Consider the following 17151-nt stretch of genomic DNA (forward strand, 5'->3'; position numbering starts at 1 on the left):
AGCCTGCCTCTATAAAGCCTGGATGGTGATGGTCAGCGCGCTTCTCATCGCCTGCCAATCGCCGCGCGAGGCGCTGCAACAACTGGCTGAAGAGCACGGACGACAATTGGAGGTCCTGCCGGGACACACCTTCCCCCTCTTCATACTTGCGCCGCGCACGGCAGAAAAGATGACTCGCCTGCGTGTCTACCTGGAAGGCGATGGCCATTCCTGGGCGACGGTCACTCAACCCAGCCTGGATCCGAGCCCGCACAATCTGTTAGTGCCACGGCTGGCGGTCGATGATCCGACACCGAATGCGTACCTGGCACGCCCCTGCCAGTTCGTCATGACCGCAGCCTGTCAGCCAGCACTCTGGACCAACCGACGATTTTCCCAGGAAGTGGTCACCCGCCTCAGCCAGGCGTTGGACCAACTAAAACAGCGATATGGCAATAGTGAGTTCGAACTGGTGGGGTATTCAGGTGGTGCCGCTCTCGCATTATTGTTAGCGGCGCAGCGCAATGATGTTACCCAGGTGCAGACCCTTGCTGGCAATCTCAGTCCACGCCTGTGGGCGACGATGAAAGGGCTGTCGCCGCTCGACGGTTCACTGGATCCGCTGGACTACCGTGATCGACTCGCCTTAGTACCCCAGCGTCATCTCGTCGGAGAAGCAGACCTGATTATTCCCGGTAAGCTAGCTGATAAGTACCAACAGGCGCTTGACTCCCCCCTCTCCCAATACGTTCCTGTACCAGGAGCAAACCACGACAGTGGGTGGGAAGCGACTTGGAGCCGATGGGTCAAAACCCCGTTGGCACATGAGAATCCTCAGATTGAGGGCGGGAAGGTCCGTTTAAAAACATCCGAATCCCCTTCCCCCTAGTGCCTGACCCGCCCGGGACTGCAATAGCGACTTTAAAGTTCCGATTATTGCTGAATGCTCCCGTAAAACTTCAAAAAACAACTGGGACGTCGCATTTTTTAGCTTTTTGTTCGGCATTAATTATTTTTATGATGAATTGTCCTACAGGCATCGTGTAAATTCGAGCGCGCTTGAATCAGCACTCACTGACAAGCTGGCAGGGATGCCTAAAAACTGACGCTGACGCGTGCGTTATTCCCTGTCAGTTTTTGCCCTGTAAGGATACTGCCTTGAACATTTCCCACCTGCGCCGCTCGTTGTTGGCGCTGTCCGTCGCGGCTGCCACTGCCACGGTCCATGCCGCAGCCGCACCCGACCTCAACTACGACCTGAGTACAGGGGCGTACAGCAGCTCCGATGAGGTTTTCAATAACGCCACCTTCACCGGGACGTCGCAAAACGCAGGTGTAAATCTGATGAATGTGACCCTGGCGGGTAACTTGGTCAACCAGGGCAAAATCAACCTGACGGCTGCGACCCCTACCGACTTCCCGTCCGGTATCGCCATGACCCTCAATTCCAACGTCGGTGGCGACTTGGTAAATAATGGCGACATTACGGTGAGCGGCAACGCCGCCGTCGGGCTGGACCTGTATCTGGCAAAAATCGCTGGTGAAGTGAACAACAACGGCAACATCACTGTGACTGGCACAAATGCCGAAGGCATGCTGATCACCTCGACCCAGGCGCGCATCAATAACTCGGGCACTATCACCGCGCGTGGCATCGACTCTGTGGGTATCGACATCGAGAAAGCACACTTTACCGGCCAGATGGCAGGCGCTCCCTTCAAGAGTGATATCAACAACAGCGGGACTATCTCCGCTGACGGGGTCGGTATCCGCTTTCGCAGCCTCGACACCTCCGGCGGTTTCGACATGCTCTCCATCAGGCAGACAGGTGGCCTCATCGAAGGCGGCACCGCAGCCATTCTGGCGGACGACAATACCTCCCCTTCGTATTTCTACTGGCAGGGTGGTCAGGTCAAGGGTGACCTGCTGGGCCTGAGTGGTGTGCTGGTGCGAGGGGACGCGATGTTCGATGGCTCGACCATCCGCGCCGGTTACGTCGATATCGACGGTGGCCGCCTGACTCTGCTTCGCCCGCAGACCACGATTGTGGGCGACCTCGACATGGACAGCGACACTGCGCGCCTGCGCCTGCTGCTGGATAACAACACGCAGCCCAACACGCCGATCCTGAAAGTCACCGGCAATACCTTCTTCTCTCCAGGCAGCCAGGTCGAACTGCAGGCTCGCTCCGACGACTTCCGCACGTCGGCCCAGGGCACCCGCTACACCCTCATTAACTCTGGCACTTGGGAAGACCCGCAGAACCTGTCCGTGGTTTCCTCCTCAGCGCTGCTTGAAGTGAGGAACTTCGGCATCGAAGGCCAGGACGTGAAAGCACTGGTTGCCACCCGCAGTGATGAGGTGATCACACAAGACCTGCTGGGTGCCCGCGGTTCGCGCAATGCGGTGAACGCCATCACGCCGCTCAAGAACACGGCCCTGGGCCAGATGGACGAAAGCGACCCGGTATTCCAGCGTTTCGCCAACGCCGCCACCAGTGAAGAGCTGGCCAAGCTTGCCGAAACCCTGGCCCCGGACGTCAGCCGTGGGGCGATCAACGCCGCCACCAACAGCCAGAACCTGGTCGCAAGTGCCATCAACCGCCGCGCCAGCAAAGCACGTAGCGGCCTGTCCTCCGGTGACGTCCTGGCAGAACAAGGCGTATGGCTGCAAGCGCTGTCCAGCGATGCCAACCAGGACAGCCGCCACGGTATCGACGGCTACGACGCCAACAGCAACGGCATAGCCGTGGGTGCCGACGGTAAACTCAACACCGATACCACCGTGGGCTTGGCTTACAGCTACCTGACCAGCGACGTCAAATCCGACCTGGGCAACAAAACCGACGTCAGCGGCCATGCATTGACCCTGTATGGCAACTGGGCCCGTGACAACTTCTTCGTCGACACCTCGCTGATGTATGGCTGGAACGACAACGAGTCCAAACGCTACATCGCCGGCACCCGCGCCAAGGCCGACTACGACAGTGAGATCTTCGGCGTCAACGCACTGGCAGGCTACACGTTCCAACTCGACAAACAGTGGCTGCTGGAACCACAGGTCGGTGCGCGCTATGCCAACGTATCGATTGATTCGTACCGTGAAAAAGGCAGCTCAGCCGCCCTCAACGTCGGCAGCCAGCGTTATGAAATCGGCGAAATGGGCCTGGGCGCTCGCCTGGCGGCCGCCTTTGACGTAGGCGTGGGCAGCCTGGAACCGGAAGCCAAGCTGATGGCCTGGCACGATTTCATCGGCGACAAGGCCGGTACCACCTCCACCTTCGTGCTCGGCGGCACCCCGTTCACCACCACCGGTGCGACACCCGCGCGCGACAGCTACGAGCTGGGACTGGGCGCGAACTACCGCGTGGGCGCGTGGAGCGTGGGAGGGATGTACAACTACCTGACCAGCAGCGGTTTCGACGCCGACACCTTCACTGCGAACGTGCGTTACGACTTCTGATTAACGTGTTCGTCTGAAACAACAAAGCCCGCCAATGCGGGCTTTGTTGTTTCAGATGAGACCCGCACCACGCACCATGAACCGAGCCATTGATGACGTGGAAAAATCGCAGCCACCTGGTTTTTTACCTATGCGTCAGGTGGTTGCGGATCAGCCTTACTCCCACTCAATCGTCGCAGGCGGCTTGCTCGACACGTCATAAGTAACGCGCGAAATACCTTCGATCTCATTGATGATACGGCCGCTGACAGTCTCCAGCAGTTCGTACGGCAGGTGTGCCCAACGGGCGGTCATGAAGTCGATGGTTTCTACCGCACGCAGGGCCACAACCCAGGCGTAACGACGGCCATCGCCTACAACGCCTACGGACTTAACCGGCTGGAACACCACGAACGCCTGGCTGACCTTGTGGTACCAGTCGGCCTTGCGCAGTTCTTCGATGAAGATGTGGTCGGCACGACGCAGCAGGTCGGCGTATTCCTTCTTCACTTCACCGAGGATGCGCACGCCCAGGCCCGGGCCTGGGAATGGGTGGCGGTAGACCATGTCGTACGGCAGGCCGAGCTCCAGGCCCAGACGGCGGACTTCGTCCTTGAACAGTTCGCGCAGCGGTTCTACCAGCTTGAGGTTCATTTCCTCAGGCAGGCCACCCACGTTGTGGTGGGACTTGATCACGTGGGCCTTGCCGCTCTTGGCGCCGGCCGACTCGATCACGTCGGGGTAGATGGTGCCCTGGGCGAGGTACTTGATGTTGTCCAGCTTGTTGGACTGGGCATCGAACACGTCGATGAAAGTGCGGCCGATGATCTTGCGCTTCTTCTCCGGGTCGGACTCGCCGGCCAGGTTGTTCAAGAACTGCTCTTCGGCGTTGGCGCGGATCACCTTGACGCCCATGTTCTCGGCGAACATGGCCATCACTTGCTCACCTTCGTGCAGACGCAGCAGGCCGTTGTCGACGAACACGCAGGTCAGTTGGTCGCCGATGGCCTTGTGCAGCAGCGCAGCAACCACGGAGGAGTCAACGCCGCCGGACAGGCCGAGCAGCACGTTGTCGGTGCCGACCTGGGCGCGCACGTTGGCGATCGCGTCTTCAGCGATTTTCGACGGGGTCCACAGGGCTTCACACTCGCAGATGTCGAGGATGAAGCGCGACAGGATGCGCCCGCCTTGCTTGGTGTGGGTCACTTCCGGGTGGAACTGCACGCCGTAGTAGCGACGCTCGTCGCTGAACATGCCGGCGATCGGGCAGCTCGGGGTGCTGGCCAGGATGTGGAAGTCTTCCGGCATCCTGGTGACCTTGTCACCGTGGCTCATCCACACGTCGAGGCCGAACAGGCCATCGGCGTCGATGTGGTCTTCGATGCCGTCCAGCAGGCGGCTCTTGCCGACCACGTCGACACGGGCATAACCGAATTCACGCAGCTCGGAACCTTCAACCTTGCCGCCCAGTTGCTCGGCCATGGTCTGCATGCCGTAGCAGATACCAAAGACAGGAACACCCAGGTCGAACACGGCTTGCGGGCAACGCGGGCTGTTGGCTTCGTGCACGGACTCGGGGCCACCGGCGAGGATGACGCCTTTCGGTGCGAATTCGCGGATCGCTTCGTCATCCATGTCGAACGGGTGCAGTTCGCAATACACGCCGATTTCACGCACGCGGCGGGCGATCAGCTGGGTGTACTGGGAACCGAAGTCGAGGATCAGGATGCGGTGGGCGTGAATGTCGAGGGCCATGAAGTCAGTCTCGTCTAATGAATCAGAAACAACTCGGGGCTGAAAGAACAGCCCCGGTTACTTAACGTTTTGCTGGAAGCCTCAACCTACGCGGTAGTTTGGCGCTTCCTTGGTGATCTGCACGTCGTGGACATGGGATTCAGCCATGCCGGCGCCGGTGATCCGTACGAACTCTGGCTTGGTGCGCATTTCTTCGATGTCGGCGCTGCCGGTGTAGCCCATCGAGGAGCGCAGGCCGCCCATCAGTTGATGGATGATGGCGCTCAGGGTGCCCTTGTACGGCACACGGCCTTCGATGCCTTCCGGTACGAGCTTCTCGGCGCCTGCCGAAGAGTCCTGGAAGTAACGGTCGGAAGAGCCTTGCGCCTGGGACATGGCGCCCAGCGAACCCATGCCGCGGTAAGCCTTGTAGGAACGGCCCTGGAACAGTTCGATCTCGCCCGGCGCTTCTTCGGTACCGGCGAACATCGAGCCCATCATTACGCAGGAAGCACCGGCAACGATGGCCTTGGACAGGTCACCGGAGAAACGAATGCCGCCGTCGGCGATCAACGGTACGCCAGTGCCTTCAAGGGCAGCGGCGACGTTGGCGATGGCGCTGATTTGCGGCACGCCCACACCGGCGACGATACGCGTGGTGCAGATCGAGCCAGGGCCGATACCGACCTTGACCGCATCGGCACCGGCTTCGGCCAGGGCCTTGGCGGCAGCGCCGGTGGCAATGTTGCCGCCGATCACCTGCACCTCAGGGAAGTTCTGCTTGACCCAGCGAACGCGGTCGATCACGCCTTTGGAGTGACCGTGGGCGGTGTCGACCACCACCACGTCAACACCGGCCGCCACCAGGGCCGCTACGCGGTCGCCGGTGTCTTTGCCGGTACCGACCGCAGCGCCGACGCGCAGACGACCTTGGTCATCCTTGCTGGCCAGCGGGTAAGCCTTGGCTTTTTCGATGTCGTTGACGGTCATCATGCCCTTGAGGGCGAATTTGTCGTCGACGATCAGCACGCGCTCGATACGGTGCTTGTGCAGCAGTTCGCGCACGTCGTTCTTGTCGGCGCCTTCCTTGACAGTCACGAGGCGCTCTTTAGGCGTCATCACTTCGCGGACGGTGACTTCAAGACGGTTCTCGAAACGCACGTCACGGGAAGTGACGATGCCGACCAGGTCGCCATCGTGCAGTACCGGAACGCCGGAGATGTTGTGCAGGCGAGTCAGGTCGAACAGGTCACGCACGGTAGCGTCGGCTTCGATGGTGATCGGATCCTTCACCACACCGGCTTCGTAACGCTTGACCTTGCGCACTTCGGCAGCTTGCTGCTCGATGGTCATGTTCTTGTGGATGATGCCGATGCCGCCTTCCTGAGCCATGGCGATTGCCAAACGGGCTTCGGTGACGGTGTCCATGGCAGCGGAAACCAGGGGAATATTCAGCTCGATGCCACGGGTTAGGCGGGTCTTGAGACTGACTTCGTTAGGAAGCACCTCGGAATAACCGGGCACTAGGAGAATGTCGTCGAATGTCAGAGCTTCTTGGCTGATACGCAGCATCGCGGGGGCTCCCGAGCGGGAAAATGGAAGCGCGCCATTATACTCAGACACCCCCCAGGTCTCAATGTAAAACTCTGACATATTTGGGAATAGTGATAGAAGGACTACAGCTCGACTTTGACCCAGCTGATCTTCTGGTCCAGCCAATCGGCGAATTCGTCGATAAAGCTCTGCTTGAACCCCGCCTCCGCCCAGTTGTTGAAGATGAACCCCAGGTTGGAAAACCCGCACGCCTGCAGGAACAGGAAGCCGTTGATGTCATCTTCATGCCCACACAGCGGGCAGGTGAAGTTGTCGGTGTGGCCGGGCATCCAGTCTTCCAGGCTTTCGAACAGCGCCTCGCCGACTTCCTTGAGGCATTCCGGGCAGCCGGCTTCTTCGAGAAAGCCCTTGGCCGGGGTATAGATGCAGCGCTTGTAGATGATCTCCAGGCCATTGATCGGCTCGTTGAACGGCAGCGCCTCGGGGTGCAGCACCACGGCGCGGGCGCCGTCGGCCAGGGCATAGGCCATGCGGTTGCCGGTGCGGCCACAGGTGGTCAGTTCTTCCTTGATGATGTTCTTGCGCACCAGCCACCGCACGATCGCCCGGGCGCGGGGTTCGTGGACGGGCAAGGTGGAGATTTTCGGGACAAGGATGCTTTGGGAATTCATGGGGGACCTGCGGCGTGGCTTCTGGCCTCATCGCGGACAAGCCCGCGATGAGGCCCGGGAGGACGGCAGCTTAATCCCTGAAGAAATCAGGTCAAGTGCTCAAATACCGCCCAATCAACGCAATGCCACTGGCCAGCACCAACCACGTCACCAGCCGGACGAAGGCCTCACGGGACATGCGCATGGTCAGCCTGCGCCCACACCACAGCCCCAGGGCCATCGCCGGCAGCAGGCACAGCGCCAACATCAGCAGCGGCCAGTCAGCATACACCCCGGCGATCAGGAACAGGCTCAAGCGCACCACCGTGCTGCAACTGATCAACGCGCTTTGGGTGGCGCGCGCCGCGTCCTTGGGCAAGCGGCTGTTGAGGTAGATTGCATATAAAAAGCCACCACTGCCGAACAACGCACCGAACAACCCGCCTATGGTGCCCATGGGGATCGACCAGCCAGCGGCCAGCTGCGTTGGCCGGGTTTTCACCGCCAGGCTGTAGATCGCATAGGCGCTGATAAACAGCCCCATCAGCAGCAGCAACAGGTCCGAATGCAGGTTGAGCAGAAACACCACGCCCAGGGTGCAACCGATGGCCATGCACGGCAGCAGGCGCAGCAACTCAGCCTTGTTCACGTCACGCCGCGTTTGCAGCAGGCCGCCGAAGGCAGCGACGAAATCCAGCAGCACCAACAGCGGGATGATCTTCGACAGTGGCATAAACACAAGTAGGATCGGCCCCGCCACCAGCGCCGTACCGAAGCCAGCGATGCCAAATACGATATAGGCCACGACGATGCCCAGACCGATCACCAGCCAATCCATACCACCAAACGACCACTGACTCATCAGCTCAACCGGGCTCATGGGTAATTCCTTATTGAAGATGACCATCACTTTAGCCATCGGTGAGGGATGCGACTAATATCTTCAAAGCCCTCCACCCATCTCGAAAAGGCATGACGCGTGATCTCCACCCGCCAACTGCGTTACTTCGTCGAAATCGCCGACAGCGGCAGCTTCAGTGCGGCCGCCGAACGTTTGTTCGTGGCGCAATCGGCCCTGAGCCGGCAGATCAAGGAGCTGGAAAACCAACTGCAAACCCCGCTGTTCGAACGCACCGCGCGCCAGCCGCGGCTGACCGCCGCCGGTGAAGCCTTCTATCCACGGGCACGCAACCTGCTGAGCGAATTGCTCAAGGCCAGCCAGATGGCGACCCAAGTGGGCAACGGCGAATTGGGCACGCTGCGCCTCAGCCATTCGAGCACCGTGCCGATGAGCGGGCCTTTACTGCAAGGCATCGGCACCTGGCTGGAGCGCTGCCCTGGGGTGTCGATGGATATCGGCAAACTGTCCTCCGAAGCGCAGTTGGAAGAAATCGCCGACGGTCGCCTGGAGGTCGGGGTGCTGCGCTTACCCGTGCTGCGCCAGCGCGAAGGTGTGCGGGTCATGCCTTTATACAGCGAACCCCTGCTGCTAGCCGTGCCTGTGAGTCATGCGCTGGCACGCAGCCAGGCGCCCATCGAACTGGAGCAACTGAAAGACCAGGCGTTTATCTCGATCCCCCATCCCCAGCGTGGCGGCCTGAGTTATCTGTCGGCCGAACTGTGCATGCGTGCGGGATTTTTCCCCAAGGCCGCGCGAGTAATGTCACGCAAGACCACCCAGTTGCAGTTGATCCAGGCCGGTTTCGGTATAGCCTTGCTGCCAAAGTCCATGCAGGACATCGCCCCCGCCAACGTGTACTTTTTGCCCCTGGCCGACCCGGACTGCCTGAGCACCGTCGCCCTGGCCTGCCAGCAGTCACCGAGCGCGTTGGTGGAGCAGTTCTGTCAAACCCTGCGCGAATGCCTATAAACTGCCGCCCATGATTAAAGATCCCTTTGCCCGCTTGGGCCTGGACCGCGAAGTCCTGACTGTCAGCCAGCTCAACGGCCGCGCGCGGGTGTTGCTGGAAGACGTGTTCACCAATATCTGGGTCGAAGGCGAGATCTCCAACCTCGCCCGCCCGGCCTCCGGCCATGTGTACTTCACCCTCAAGGACAGTGGCGCCCAGGTGCGTTGTGCGCTGTTTCGCAATAACGCCGCGCGGGTCCGCCAGGCGTTGAAGGATGGCCTGGCGGTGAAGGTGCGCGGCAAGGTCTCGCTGTTCGAGGGCCGTGGCGACTACCAGTTGATCCTCGATACCGTCGAACCCGCCGGGGATGGCGCGCTGCGCCTGGCCTTCGATGCCCTGAAGGAAAAACTCAGCGCCGAGGGCCTGTTCAGTGCCGAACGCAAGGTGCCGCTGCCCGCGCACCCGCGCCGCATCGGCATTATCAGTTCGCCCACCGGTGCGGTGATCCGCGACATCATCAGCGTGTTCCGTCGTCGCGCGCCCCAGGTGCAATTGACGTTGATCCCCACCGCCGTACAAGGCCGCGAAGCGATCCCGCAGATTGTGCGCGCGCTGAAGCTGGCGGATGCCCGTGGCTTTGACGCGCTGATCCTGGCCCGTGGCGGCGGCTCGCTGGAAGACCTCTGGTGCTTCAACGAAGAGGCCGTGGCCCGCGCGGTGGACGCGTGCGTGACGCCGATCGTCAGTGCGGTCGGCCATGAGACCGATGTGTCCATCAGCGATTTCGTTGCCGACGTACGCGCGCCCACACCTTCGGCGGCCGCTGAGTTGCTGGCCCCCGACGCCAGTAACCTGGTGCGCCAGGTCGAAAGCCTGCACCGCCGCCTGGTGATGCTGATGCGCAATCGCCTGACCCACGACCGCCTGCGCCTGGAAGGCATGGCCCGGCGCCTGCGGCACCCCGGCGAACGTCTGCGCCAGCAGGCCCAGCGCCTGGACGACCTGGATATGCGCCTGCGCCGCGCCTTCGAGCGCAACCTCAATACCCGTCGCGAACGCCTGATCCGCCTGGAAACCCGCCTCGCCGGCCAGCATCCGGGGCGCCAGTTGGCCCTGCTGCGCCAGCGCCTGGACAGCCTTGCCGAGCGCCTGCCCCGCGCCATGCGCGAAGGCCTCAAGGCGCGTCGCCTGCAACTGCAAAGCCAGGTGCAGACGTTGCAGGTGGTCAGCCCGCTGGCAACCTTGGGCCGTGGCTACAGCATTTTGCTCGACGAGCGTGGCCAGGCCATCCGCAACGCCGCACAGACCCACACCGGCCAGCGCCTCACCGCGCGCCTCGGTGAAGGCCAATTGCAGGTGCGGGTGGAAGACAACCACCTGACCCCCGTCACCCTTTCGTTATTGGATTGATTGATGCCACGTTTCTTTAGTGTGTTGTTGCTGCTATGCCTCGCCGTTAACGCTCATGCCGACAGCTATATCAGCCGTACCTTGAACAAGCCGGTGCCCGGCGGCGTTGCGGTGGTTGAACTCGGCTCTTCGGCTACCGCGCCGAAAGCCACGTACCAGGGCAAACCGGTACTGGTGGTGAAGGAGCAGGACAACTGGCTGGCGATTGTGGGCATCCCGCTGACGGTCAAGCCGGGCAACGAGCGCATCAGCAGCGGCGGGCGCAGCCTGCCGTTTATCGTTGGTTACAAGAAGTACCCGGAACAGCGCATCACCCTGAAGAACAAAAGCCAGGTCAACCCGGCCCCAGCGCAACTCAAGCGCATCGAGGCGGAACTGGCGGTACAGATCAAGGCCTATCGCAGCTTCAGCCCCAACCTGCCAAGCAATCTGGTGCTGGATAAGCCGGTGAACGGGCCGCTGTCGAGCAAGTTCGGTGTGCGTCGCTTTTTCAACGGTGAAGAACGCAACCCGCATTCGGGCCTGGATTTCGCCGTACCCGCAGGCACGCCGATCAAGACTCCGGCGAACGGCAAGGTGATTCTGGTCGGTAACTACTTCTTCAACGGCAATACCGTGTTTGTCGACCACGGCCAGGGCTTTATCAGCATGTTCTGCCACATGTCGAAGATCGATGTAAAAGTCGGCGATCAACTGGTGCGCGGTACGGTGGTGGGCAAGGTCGGCGCAACCGGCCGCGCCACCGGACCGCATATGCACTGGAATGTGAGCCTGAACGATGCACGGGTCGACCCGGCGATTTTCATCGGGGCGTTCCAACCGTGAATGAAGCGATTGCGCGCACGATAACGGTCGCGCAATTTAATCTAGCCCCGGCGCAATTCACAACCATAAAATCCCGTTTCTTACGCAGATAAAAGAACTTCTCTCAATTTTTAGCGACTGCTTGCCATCTTTCACCCCGGCGGTTAGGGTTGAGCTTATGAAAACCTCTCACACCCTCATTCAGCTCCGCCAGCACCGCAGCCTGTGCCTTGTCAGCGCACGACTGCCAGGCTGAATCGATCTGCCTCGTCTTTACGTTTTATCCCTAAAAACAGTTCTACGGCAGGCCGCCTTTTCTCGGCCCCTACAACAAAGGATTTCCCGATGAGCATGCTCAAAGACCCGTCTTCGAAGTACCGCGCGTTTCCGACCATCGACATCCCGGATCGCACCTGGCCGTCCAAAACCATCACCACCGCGCCGATCTGGTGCAGCTCCGACCTGCGTGATGGCAACCAGTCGCTGATCGAGCCGATGGACGCGGTGAAAAAACTGCGCTTCTGGAAGACCCTGGTTGCCGTCGGCGTGAAGGAAATCGAGGCTTCGTTCCCTGCCGCCTCGCAAACCGACTTCGACTTCGTGCGCACCCTGATCGAAGACAACCACATCCCCGAGGACACCACCATCCAGGTGCTGACCCAGGGCCGTGAAGACTTGATCGCACGCACCTTCGAATCCCTGCGCGGCGCCAAAAAGGCCATCGTGCACCTGTACAACGCCACCTCGCCGTCGTTCCGCCGCATCGTGTTCAACCAGGACAAGGACGGCATCAAGGCCATCGCGGTCAACGCGGCCAAGCTGTTCGTCAAGTACGCTGCCCAGCAGCCGGAAACCCAGTGGACCTTCGAATACTCGCCGGAGACCTTCAGCGCTACCGAGCTGGAGTTTGCCAAGGAAGTCTGTGATGCGGTGATCGAGGTCTGGAACCCGACGCCTGAGCACAAGATGATCCTCAACCTGCCGGCCACCGTCGAGTGCGCCACGCCGAACATCTATGCCGACCAGATCGAGTGGTTCGGTCGCCATATCAACCGTCGCGACAGCGTGATCATCAGCCTGCACACCCACAACGACCGCGGCACCGGCGTAGCCGCCACCGAGCTGGGCCTGATGGCCGGCGCGGACCGTGTCGAGGGTTGCCTGTTCGGTAACGGCGAGCGTACCGGTAACGTCGACCTCGTCACCGTGGCGTTGAACATGTACACCCAGGGCCTCGACCCGCAGCTGGACTTCTCCGACATCGACGGCGTGCGTAAAGTCGTCGAGGAGTGCAACCAGATCCAGGTTCACCCCCGTCATCCGTACGTCGGCGATCTGGTGCATACCGCCTTCTCCGGTTCTCACCAGGACGCGATCCGCAAGGGCTTCTCCCAGCAGAAAGAGGATGCGCTGTGGGAAGTGCCGTACTTGCCGATCGATCCGGCCGATATCGGTCGCAGCTACGAGGCGGTGATTCGGGTGAACAGCCAGTCGGGCAAAGGCGGCATCGCCTACCTGCTGGAGCAGGAATACGACATCAGCTTGCCACGCCGCATGCAGATCGAATTCAGCCAGGTGGTCCAGGCCGAAACCGACCGCGTGGGCCTGGAGATGACCGCACCGCAGATCTACGCCTTGCTGCAGCGTGAATACCTGCAGGCCAACACCCCGTACGCGCTGGTCAGCCATCGCCTGCAGGAAGAAAACGGCAACAGCTTTGTCGAAGTGGAAGTCTCGGGCAAGGGCCAGGGCGAAACCAACCTGCACTGGAAAGGCAAGGGCAACGGCGCACTGGAAGCGCTGGTGGCCGGCCTGCCGATTGGGGTGGAGATCATGGACTACAACGAACATGCCATCGGCGCAGGCACCAACGCCAAGGCCGCGGCCTATATCGAACTGCGTGTGAACGGTGAACGCCCGGTGCATGGCGTGGGTATTGATGAAAACATCACCACGGCGAGCTTCAAGGCACTGTTCAGTGCGCTGAACCGCTCGTTGAGCCAGCAGGAAGCGAAAGCGGCGTAACCTTCGCCGTCATACAGAAGGCCCCTGGGTGAGAACCCAGGGGCCTTTTTTATTGAGTTTCAGATTTGGATTGCCCCCGATAACGGCCTGTCAGACAAACTGAAAGCTATCGGCATCCAGGTTCGCCGGAAACCTGGTGCGATACGCCGCCAGTTCAGCCGCGCCCAGGCACACCTGGAACACACCGTCGGCCTCCCCCGCACTCAGCAGGCTCTCGCCCTGGAAATCCAGCACCTGGCTATCGCCGGTGTAGGCAAAGCCTTTGCCGTCGGTGCCCACTCGATTCACCGCCGCTACGTAGCACAGGTTCTCGATAGCCCGCGCCGGCAACAAGCGGTTCCAGTGCTGGCGCCGCGCCCCCGGCCAATTGGCGGTGTAGAGCAGCAAGTCAGTGTCGTGGGCATCCCGACTCCACACCGGGAAGCGCAGGTCGTAGCAAATCAGCGGCCGAACACGCCAGCCTTTCAATTCGAACTGCACCTGGCGCTCGCCGGGGGTGTAGTGATTGTGTTCACCGGCCATACGAAACAGATGACGCTTGTCGTAGTGCAACACCTCGCCATCCGGCCGCGCCCACAACAGGCGGTTGCGGTGGCTGCCATCAGCGGCCTGGATAATCACGCTGCCGGTGATCACGGCGTTGTACTTCGCAGCCTGGGCCTGGAGCCACTGATGGGTCGGGCCGTTTTCCGGCTCGGCGAGGGTTTGCGACGCCATGGAGAAACCGGTGGTGAACATTTCCGGCAGCACGATCAGGTCGGCGCCGCGGGCCTGCTCCAGCAGCCCCTCGAAATGCTCGAGGTTGGCCTGGCGGTCGTGCCAGGCCAGGGTGGTCTGGACCAGGGCGATATTCAAGTCAGGCAATGCCGTCAGATCACGCATAGTTTTTCCGCCGCTTGTCGCAGCGTCTCCTCGCGTTTGGCAAAACACAGGCGCACCAGGCGCTGGCCTTGCGGTGGGCTCTGGTAGAACACCGAGACCGGGATGGTCGCCACACCATGCTCGCGGGTCATCCACAGGGACATGGCGACGTCATCCAGGTCCGGGCGTATTTGTGAGTAATCGACCAACTGGAAGTAGGTGCCGGCCACTCGGCTAAAACTGAAACGCGACGGTGCCAGCAGGTCGCAGAACAGGTCGCGCTTGGCCTGGTAGAACCCCGGCAGTTCATCGACGTGCTCCGGGTGTTCGGCCATGAAATCGGCCAACGCGAACTGCAACGGGGTCACGCCACAAAAATTGACGTATTGATGCACCTTGCGCAGTTCGGCCGTCAGGGCCGGGGGCGCGACCACGTAGCCGGTTTTCCAGCCGGTAACGTGGTAGGTCTTGCCGAAGGAGCTGACCACGAACGCCCGCGGGTACAGCTCTTCATGGGCCAGCACGCTGACGTGGGGCACGCCGTCGAATACCAGGTGTTCGTAGACCTCGTCGCTGACCAGGTAGATATCGCGGTCGCGGATCAGTTCGGCCAACTGGTCCAGCTCAGCGCGGCTGATCAGCGCGCCGGTTGGGTTGTGCGGGGTATTGAGGATGATCATGCGCGTACGTGGCGACAGCGCAGCCTTGATCTTCTCGAAGTCCAATGCAAAGCCTTGCAGGCTCAGTTGCACATGCACGCAGCGGCCACCGGCCAGTTCAACCGAGGGCTCATAGCTGTCGTAGCAGGGGTCGAACACAATGACCTCATCGCCAGTGCGAATCACCGCCTGGATCGCGCAGAAGATCGCGGCGGTGGCGCCAGGGGTGATGGTCACTTCACTGTCGGCATTCACCGTGGCGCCATAGCTGCGGGCAATCTTGGCCGCCACTTGCTGGCGCAGGGCCGGCAGGCCGGTCATCGGTGAATATTGGTTGTGCCCGCTGGCAACATGTTTGCCCACGGCATCGAGCAACGCCTGAGGCCCATTGAAGTCGGGAAACCCCTGGGACAGGTTGAGCGCGCCGGTTTCGGCAGCGAGTTGCGACATGGTGGTGAAAATGGTCGTGCCGACATTTGGCAGCTTGCTGGTGATCATGGGAGCCCCCTTCGGGTGAGCTGCAAGTTTTAAGCTGCAAGCTGCAAGCAGGTCAAGCGACAAACCGCCAGGCACAAAAAAGGGCTCCAAAGGAGCCCTCTCTTGCAGCCTGTAACTTACAACGTGAAGCGGCTGCTATTTCTTGTCGCGACGCTTCTTGTCGGCCTTCTTGTGGTGAGTCATCAAACGACGCTTCTTGTTCACCTGACGGTCAGTCAATGTGTTCTTGTTGCCTTCGTACGGGTTCTCGCCACCCTTGAACTCGATACGGATCGGCGTACCAACCAGTTTTAGGACACGGCGGTAGGTGTTTTCCAGATAACGCACATAGGACTTGGGTACCTTCTCGATCTGGTTACCGTGGATCACGATAATCGGCGGGTTGGCACCACCCAAGTGGGCGTAACGCAGTTTGATCCGGCGGTTGTTGACCATCGGCGGTGCGTGCTCGCCGACGGCGTCTTCGAGGATCTGGGTCAGGCGGTTGGTCGGCCAACGGGTGACCGCAGACTTGAACGAGTTCTGTACGGAAGCGTAGAGATTGCCCACACCCGTGCCGTGCAGGGCCGAGATAAAGTGGATATCGGCGAACTCGACGAAGAACAGGCGGCGCTGCAGCTCGATCTTGACGAAATCGCGCTCGCTCGGCGTCATGCCGTCCCACTTGTTGATCGCGATAACCAGCGCCCGACCGGCTTCGAGGGCAAAGCCCAGCAGGTTGAGGTCGTGGTCCACCACGCCTTCGCGGGCGTCCATCACGAAGATCACCACGTTGGCGTCTTTGATCGCCTGCAGGGTTTTCACCACGGAGAACTTTTCAACTTCCTCGTGGATCTTGCCGCGCTTGCGCACACCGGCGGTGTCGATCAGCGTGTACTTCTCGTCGTTACGCTCGAACGGGATGTAGATGCTGTCGCGGGTGGTGCCGGGCTGGTCGTAGACGATTACCCGGTCTTCACCGAGCATACGGTTGACCAGGGTCGACTTGCCCACGTTCGGGCGGCCGATGATTGCGATCTTGATACCGTCTTTTTCGCTTGGACCCGGAATGCGCTTGGCTTCCTCGCCTTCGGCAACGATCTCTTCTTCGCCTTCTTCTTCCTCGACGTCATCCTTGGGGAAGTCGCGCAGGGCGATTTCCAGCATCTGGGTGATGCCGCGACCGTGGGCGCCGGCGACCGGGATCGCGTCGCCAAGACCCATCGGGCTGAATTCGGCACGGGCCGCCTCAGGGTCGATGTTGTCGATCTTGTTGGCGACCAGATAGGAACGCTTGTTGCGCTTGCGCAGGTGCTCGCCAATCATCTGGTCGGCAGCGGTGTAGCCCGCGCGGGCGTCCACCAGGAACAACACGACATCGGCTTCTTCAATGGCCAGCAGGGACTGCTCGGCCATCTTTTCGTCCATGCCATGCTCATCACCGGAGATACCACCGGTGTCGACAATAATGTAGGAGCGCCCTTGCCACTTTGCCTCACCGTATTGGCGATCACGGGTCAGACCGGACAAGTCGCCGACGATGGCGTCACGAGTCCTGGTCAGGCGGTTGAACAAGGTGGACTTGCCGACGTTAGGTCGGCCCACCAGGGCGATTACGGGAACCATGCGGCTCTCCACTTCGTTATTTCAGAAAATACAAAAGCCGCTGCAAGGCAGCGGCTGGTGCTCGGGGCAGCATATTCAAAT

At 60.8% G+C, this 17151-nt stretch carries 13 protein-coding genes; 6 read left to right on the plus strand and 7 right to left on the minus strand.

From position 1 onward, the window contains the following. Positions 1-28: 28 nt before the first annotated feature. Complete coding sequence (locus AC07OP_RS08785; RefSeq protein ID WP_495100721.1) at positions 29-868, plus strand: alpha/beta hydrolase; 840 nt, start codon at positions 29-31, stop codon at positions 866-868. 269 nt (positions 869-1137) lie between these two features. Continuing rightward, positions 1138-3441, plus strand: a complete 2304-nt coding sequence (locus tag AC07OP_RS08790) for an autotransporter family protein (protein ID WP_495100473.1) — start codon at positions 1138-1140, stop codon at positions 3439-3441. Between the two features lie 156 nt (positions 3442-3597). Here AC07OP_RS08790 and guaA read toward each other — a convergent pair whose 3' ends face one another. From guaA to AC07OP_RS08810, 4 genes are all read right to left on the minus strand, one after another. Continuing rightward, the gene (gene guaA, locus AC07OP_RS08795) at positions 3598-5175 is read right to left on the minus strand and encodes a glutamine-hydrolyzing GMP synthase (protein ID WP_027605430.1); all 1578 of its coding nucleotides are present in this window, start codon (positions 5173-5175) and stop codon (positions 3598-3600) included. Positions 5176-5256: 81 nt separating this feature from the next. Further along, on the minus strand, positions 5257-6726 hold the full coding sequence (gene guaB / locus AC07OP_RS08800) for an IMP dehydrogenase (RefSeq protein WP_017478674.1): 1470 nt from the start codon (positions 6724-6726) through the stop codon (positions 5257-5259). 104 nt (positions 6727-6830) lie between these two features. Next, positions 6831-7379, minus strand: coding sequence for a sugar ABC transporter ATPase (locus AC07OP_RS08805; protein WP_141155945.1), 549 nt, complete (start codon positions 7377-7379; stop codon positions 6831-6833). A gap of 91 nt (positions 7380-7470) precedes the next feature. Further along, the gene (locus AC07OP_RS08810; RefSeq protein ID WP_115487240.1) at positions 7471-8238 is read right to left on the minus strand and encodes a sulfite exporter TauE/SafE family protein; all 768 of its coding nucleotides are present in this window, start codon (positions 8236-8238) and stop codon (positions 7471-7473) included. Positions 8239-8337: 99 nt separating this feature from the next. Between AC07OP_RS08810 and AC07OP_RS08815 the strand changes: the two genes are divergently transcribed. The 4 genes from AC07OP_RS08815 (at position 8338) to leuA (ending at position 13447) form a co-directional block, all read left to right on the plus strand. Further along, positions 8338-9228 (plus strand): LysR family transcriptional regulator, encoded by an 891-nt coding sequence (locus AC07OP_RS08815; RefSeq protein WP_092489912.1) that lies wholly within the window; start codon positions 8338-8340, stop codon positions 9226-9228. Between the two features lie 10 nt (positions 9229-9238). After that, positions 9239-10618: an exodeoxyribonuclease VII large subunit gene (gene xseA / locus AC07OP_RS08820; RefSeq protein WP_027605426.1), complete on the plus strand. Its 1380-nt coding sequence runs from the start codon at positions 9239-9241 to the stop codon at positions 10616-10618. Positions 10619-10621: 3 nt separating this feature from the next. Beyond that, positions 10622-11443: a peptidoglycan DD-metalloendopeptidase family protein gene (locus AC07OP_RS08825; protein WP_495100472.1), complete on the plus strand. Its 822-nt coding sequence runs from the start codon at positions 10622-10624 to the stop codon at positions 11441-11443. A 324-nt stretch (positions 11444-11767) separates the two neighbouring features. Next, the gene (gene leuA, locus AC07OP_RS08830; RefSeq protein WP_027605424.1) at positions 11768-13447 is read left to right on the plus strand and encodes a 2-isopropylmalate synthase; all 1680 of its coding nucleotides are present in this window, start codon (positions 11768-11770) and stop codon (positions 13445-13447) included. 90 nt (positions 13448-13537) lie between these two features. Here the strand turns inward: leuA and AC07OP_RS08835 are convergent, their stop codons facing one another. The 3 genes from AC07OP_RS08835 to der all read right to left on the minus strand — a co-directional run bounded on the left by AC07OP_RS08835 (position 13538) and on the right by der (position 17070). Beyond that, entirely contained in the window at positions 13538-14329 is a 792-nt protein-coding gene (locus tag AC07OP_RS08835; protein ID WP_092358464.1) for an amidohydrolase, read from the minus strand. Then, entirely contained in the window at positions 14317-15465 is a 1149-nt protein-coding gene (locus tag AC07OP_RS08840) for a pyridoxal phosphate-dependent aminotransferase (RefSeq protein WP_115487244.1), read from the minus strand. Before AC07OP_RS08840 ends, AC07OP_RS08835 begins: the two co-directional genes overlap by 13 nt. Positions 15466-15600: 135 nt before the next feature. After that, on the minus strand, positions 15601-17070 hold the full coding sequence (gene der, locus AC07OP_RS08845; protein WP_005791167.1) for a ribosome biogenesis GTPase Der: 1470 nt from the start codon (positions 17068-17070) through the stop codon (positions 15601-15603). Between the last annotated feature and the right edge of the window lie 81 nt (positions 17071-17151).

The organism is Pseudomonas sp. GW821-FHT09D08 (genome assembly GCF_059416305.1).

What these genes read in the sequence shown, in the direction of transcription:
- AC07OP_RS08785 (WP_495100721.1), top strand. Translation starts at nt 29, where the DNA reads ATGGTCAGCGCGCTTCTCATCGCCTGCCAATCGCCGCGCGAGGCGCTG.
- guaA (WP_027605430.1), bottom strand. Translation starts at nt 5,175, where the DNA reads ATGGCCCTCGACATTCACGCCCACCGCATCCTGATCCTCGACTTCGGT.
- guaB (WP_017478674.1), bottom strand. Translation starts at nt 6,726, where the DNA reads ATGCTGCGTATCAGCCAAGAAGCTCTGACATTCGACGACATTCTCCTA.
- AC07OP_RS08805 (WP_141155945.1), bottom strand. Translation starts at nt 7,379, where the DNA reads ATGAATTCCCAAAGCATCCTTGTCCCGAAAATCTCCACCTTGCCCGTC.
- AC07OP_RS08810 (WP_115487240.1), bottom strand. Translation starts at nt 8,238, where the DNA reads ATGAGCCCGGTTGAGCTGATGAGTCAGTGGTCGTTTGGTGGTATGGAT.
- xseA (WP_027605426.1), top strand. Translation starts at nt 9,239, where the DNA reads ATGATTAAAGATCCCTTTGCCCGCTTGGGCCTGGACCGCGAAGTCCTG.
- AC07OP_RS08825 (WP_495100472.1), top strand. Translation starts at nt 10,622, where the DNA reads ATGCCACGTTTCTTTAGTGTGTTGTTGCTGCTATGCCTCGCCGTTAAC.
- leuA (WP_027605424.1), top strand. Translation starts at nt 11,768, where the DNA reads ATGAGCATGCTCAAAGACCCGTCTTCGAAGTACCGCGCGTTTCCGACC.
- AC07OP_RS08835 (WP_092358464.1), bottom strand. Translation starts at nt 14,329, where the DNA reads ATGCGTGATCTGACGGCATTGCCTGACTTGAATATCGCCCTGGTCCAG.
- AC07OP_RS08840 (WP_115487244.1), bottom strand. Translation starts at nt 15,465, where the DNA reads ATGATCACCAGCAAGCTGCCAAATGTCGGCACGACCATTTTCACCACC.
- der (WP_005791167.1), bottom strand. Translation starts at nt 17,070, where the DNA reads ATGGTTCCCGTAATCGCCCTGGTGGGCCGACCTAACGTCGGCAAGTCC.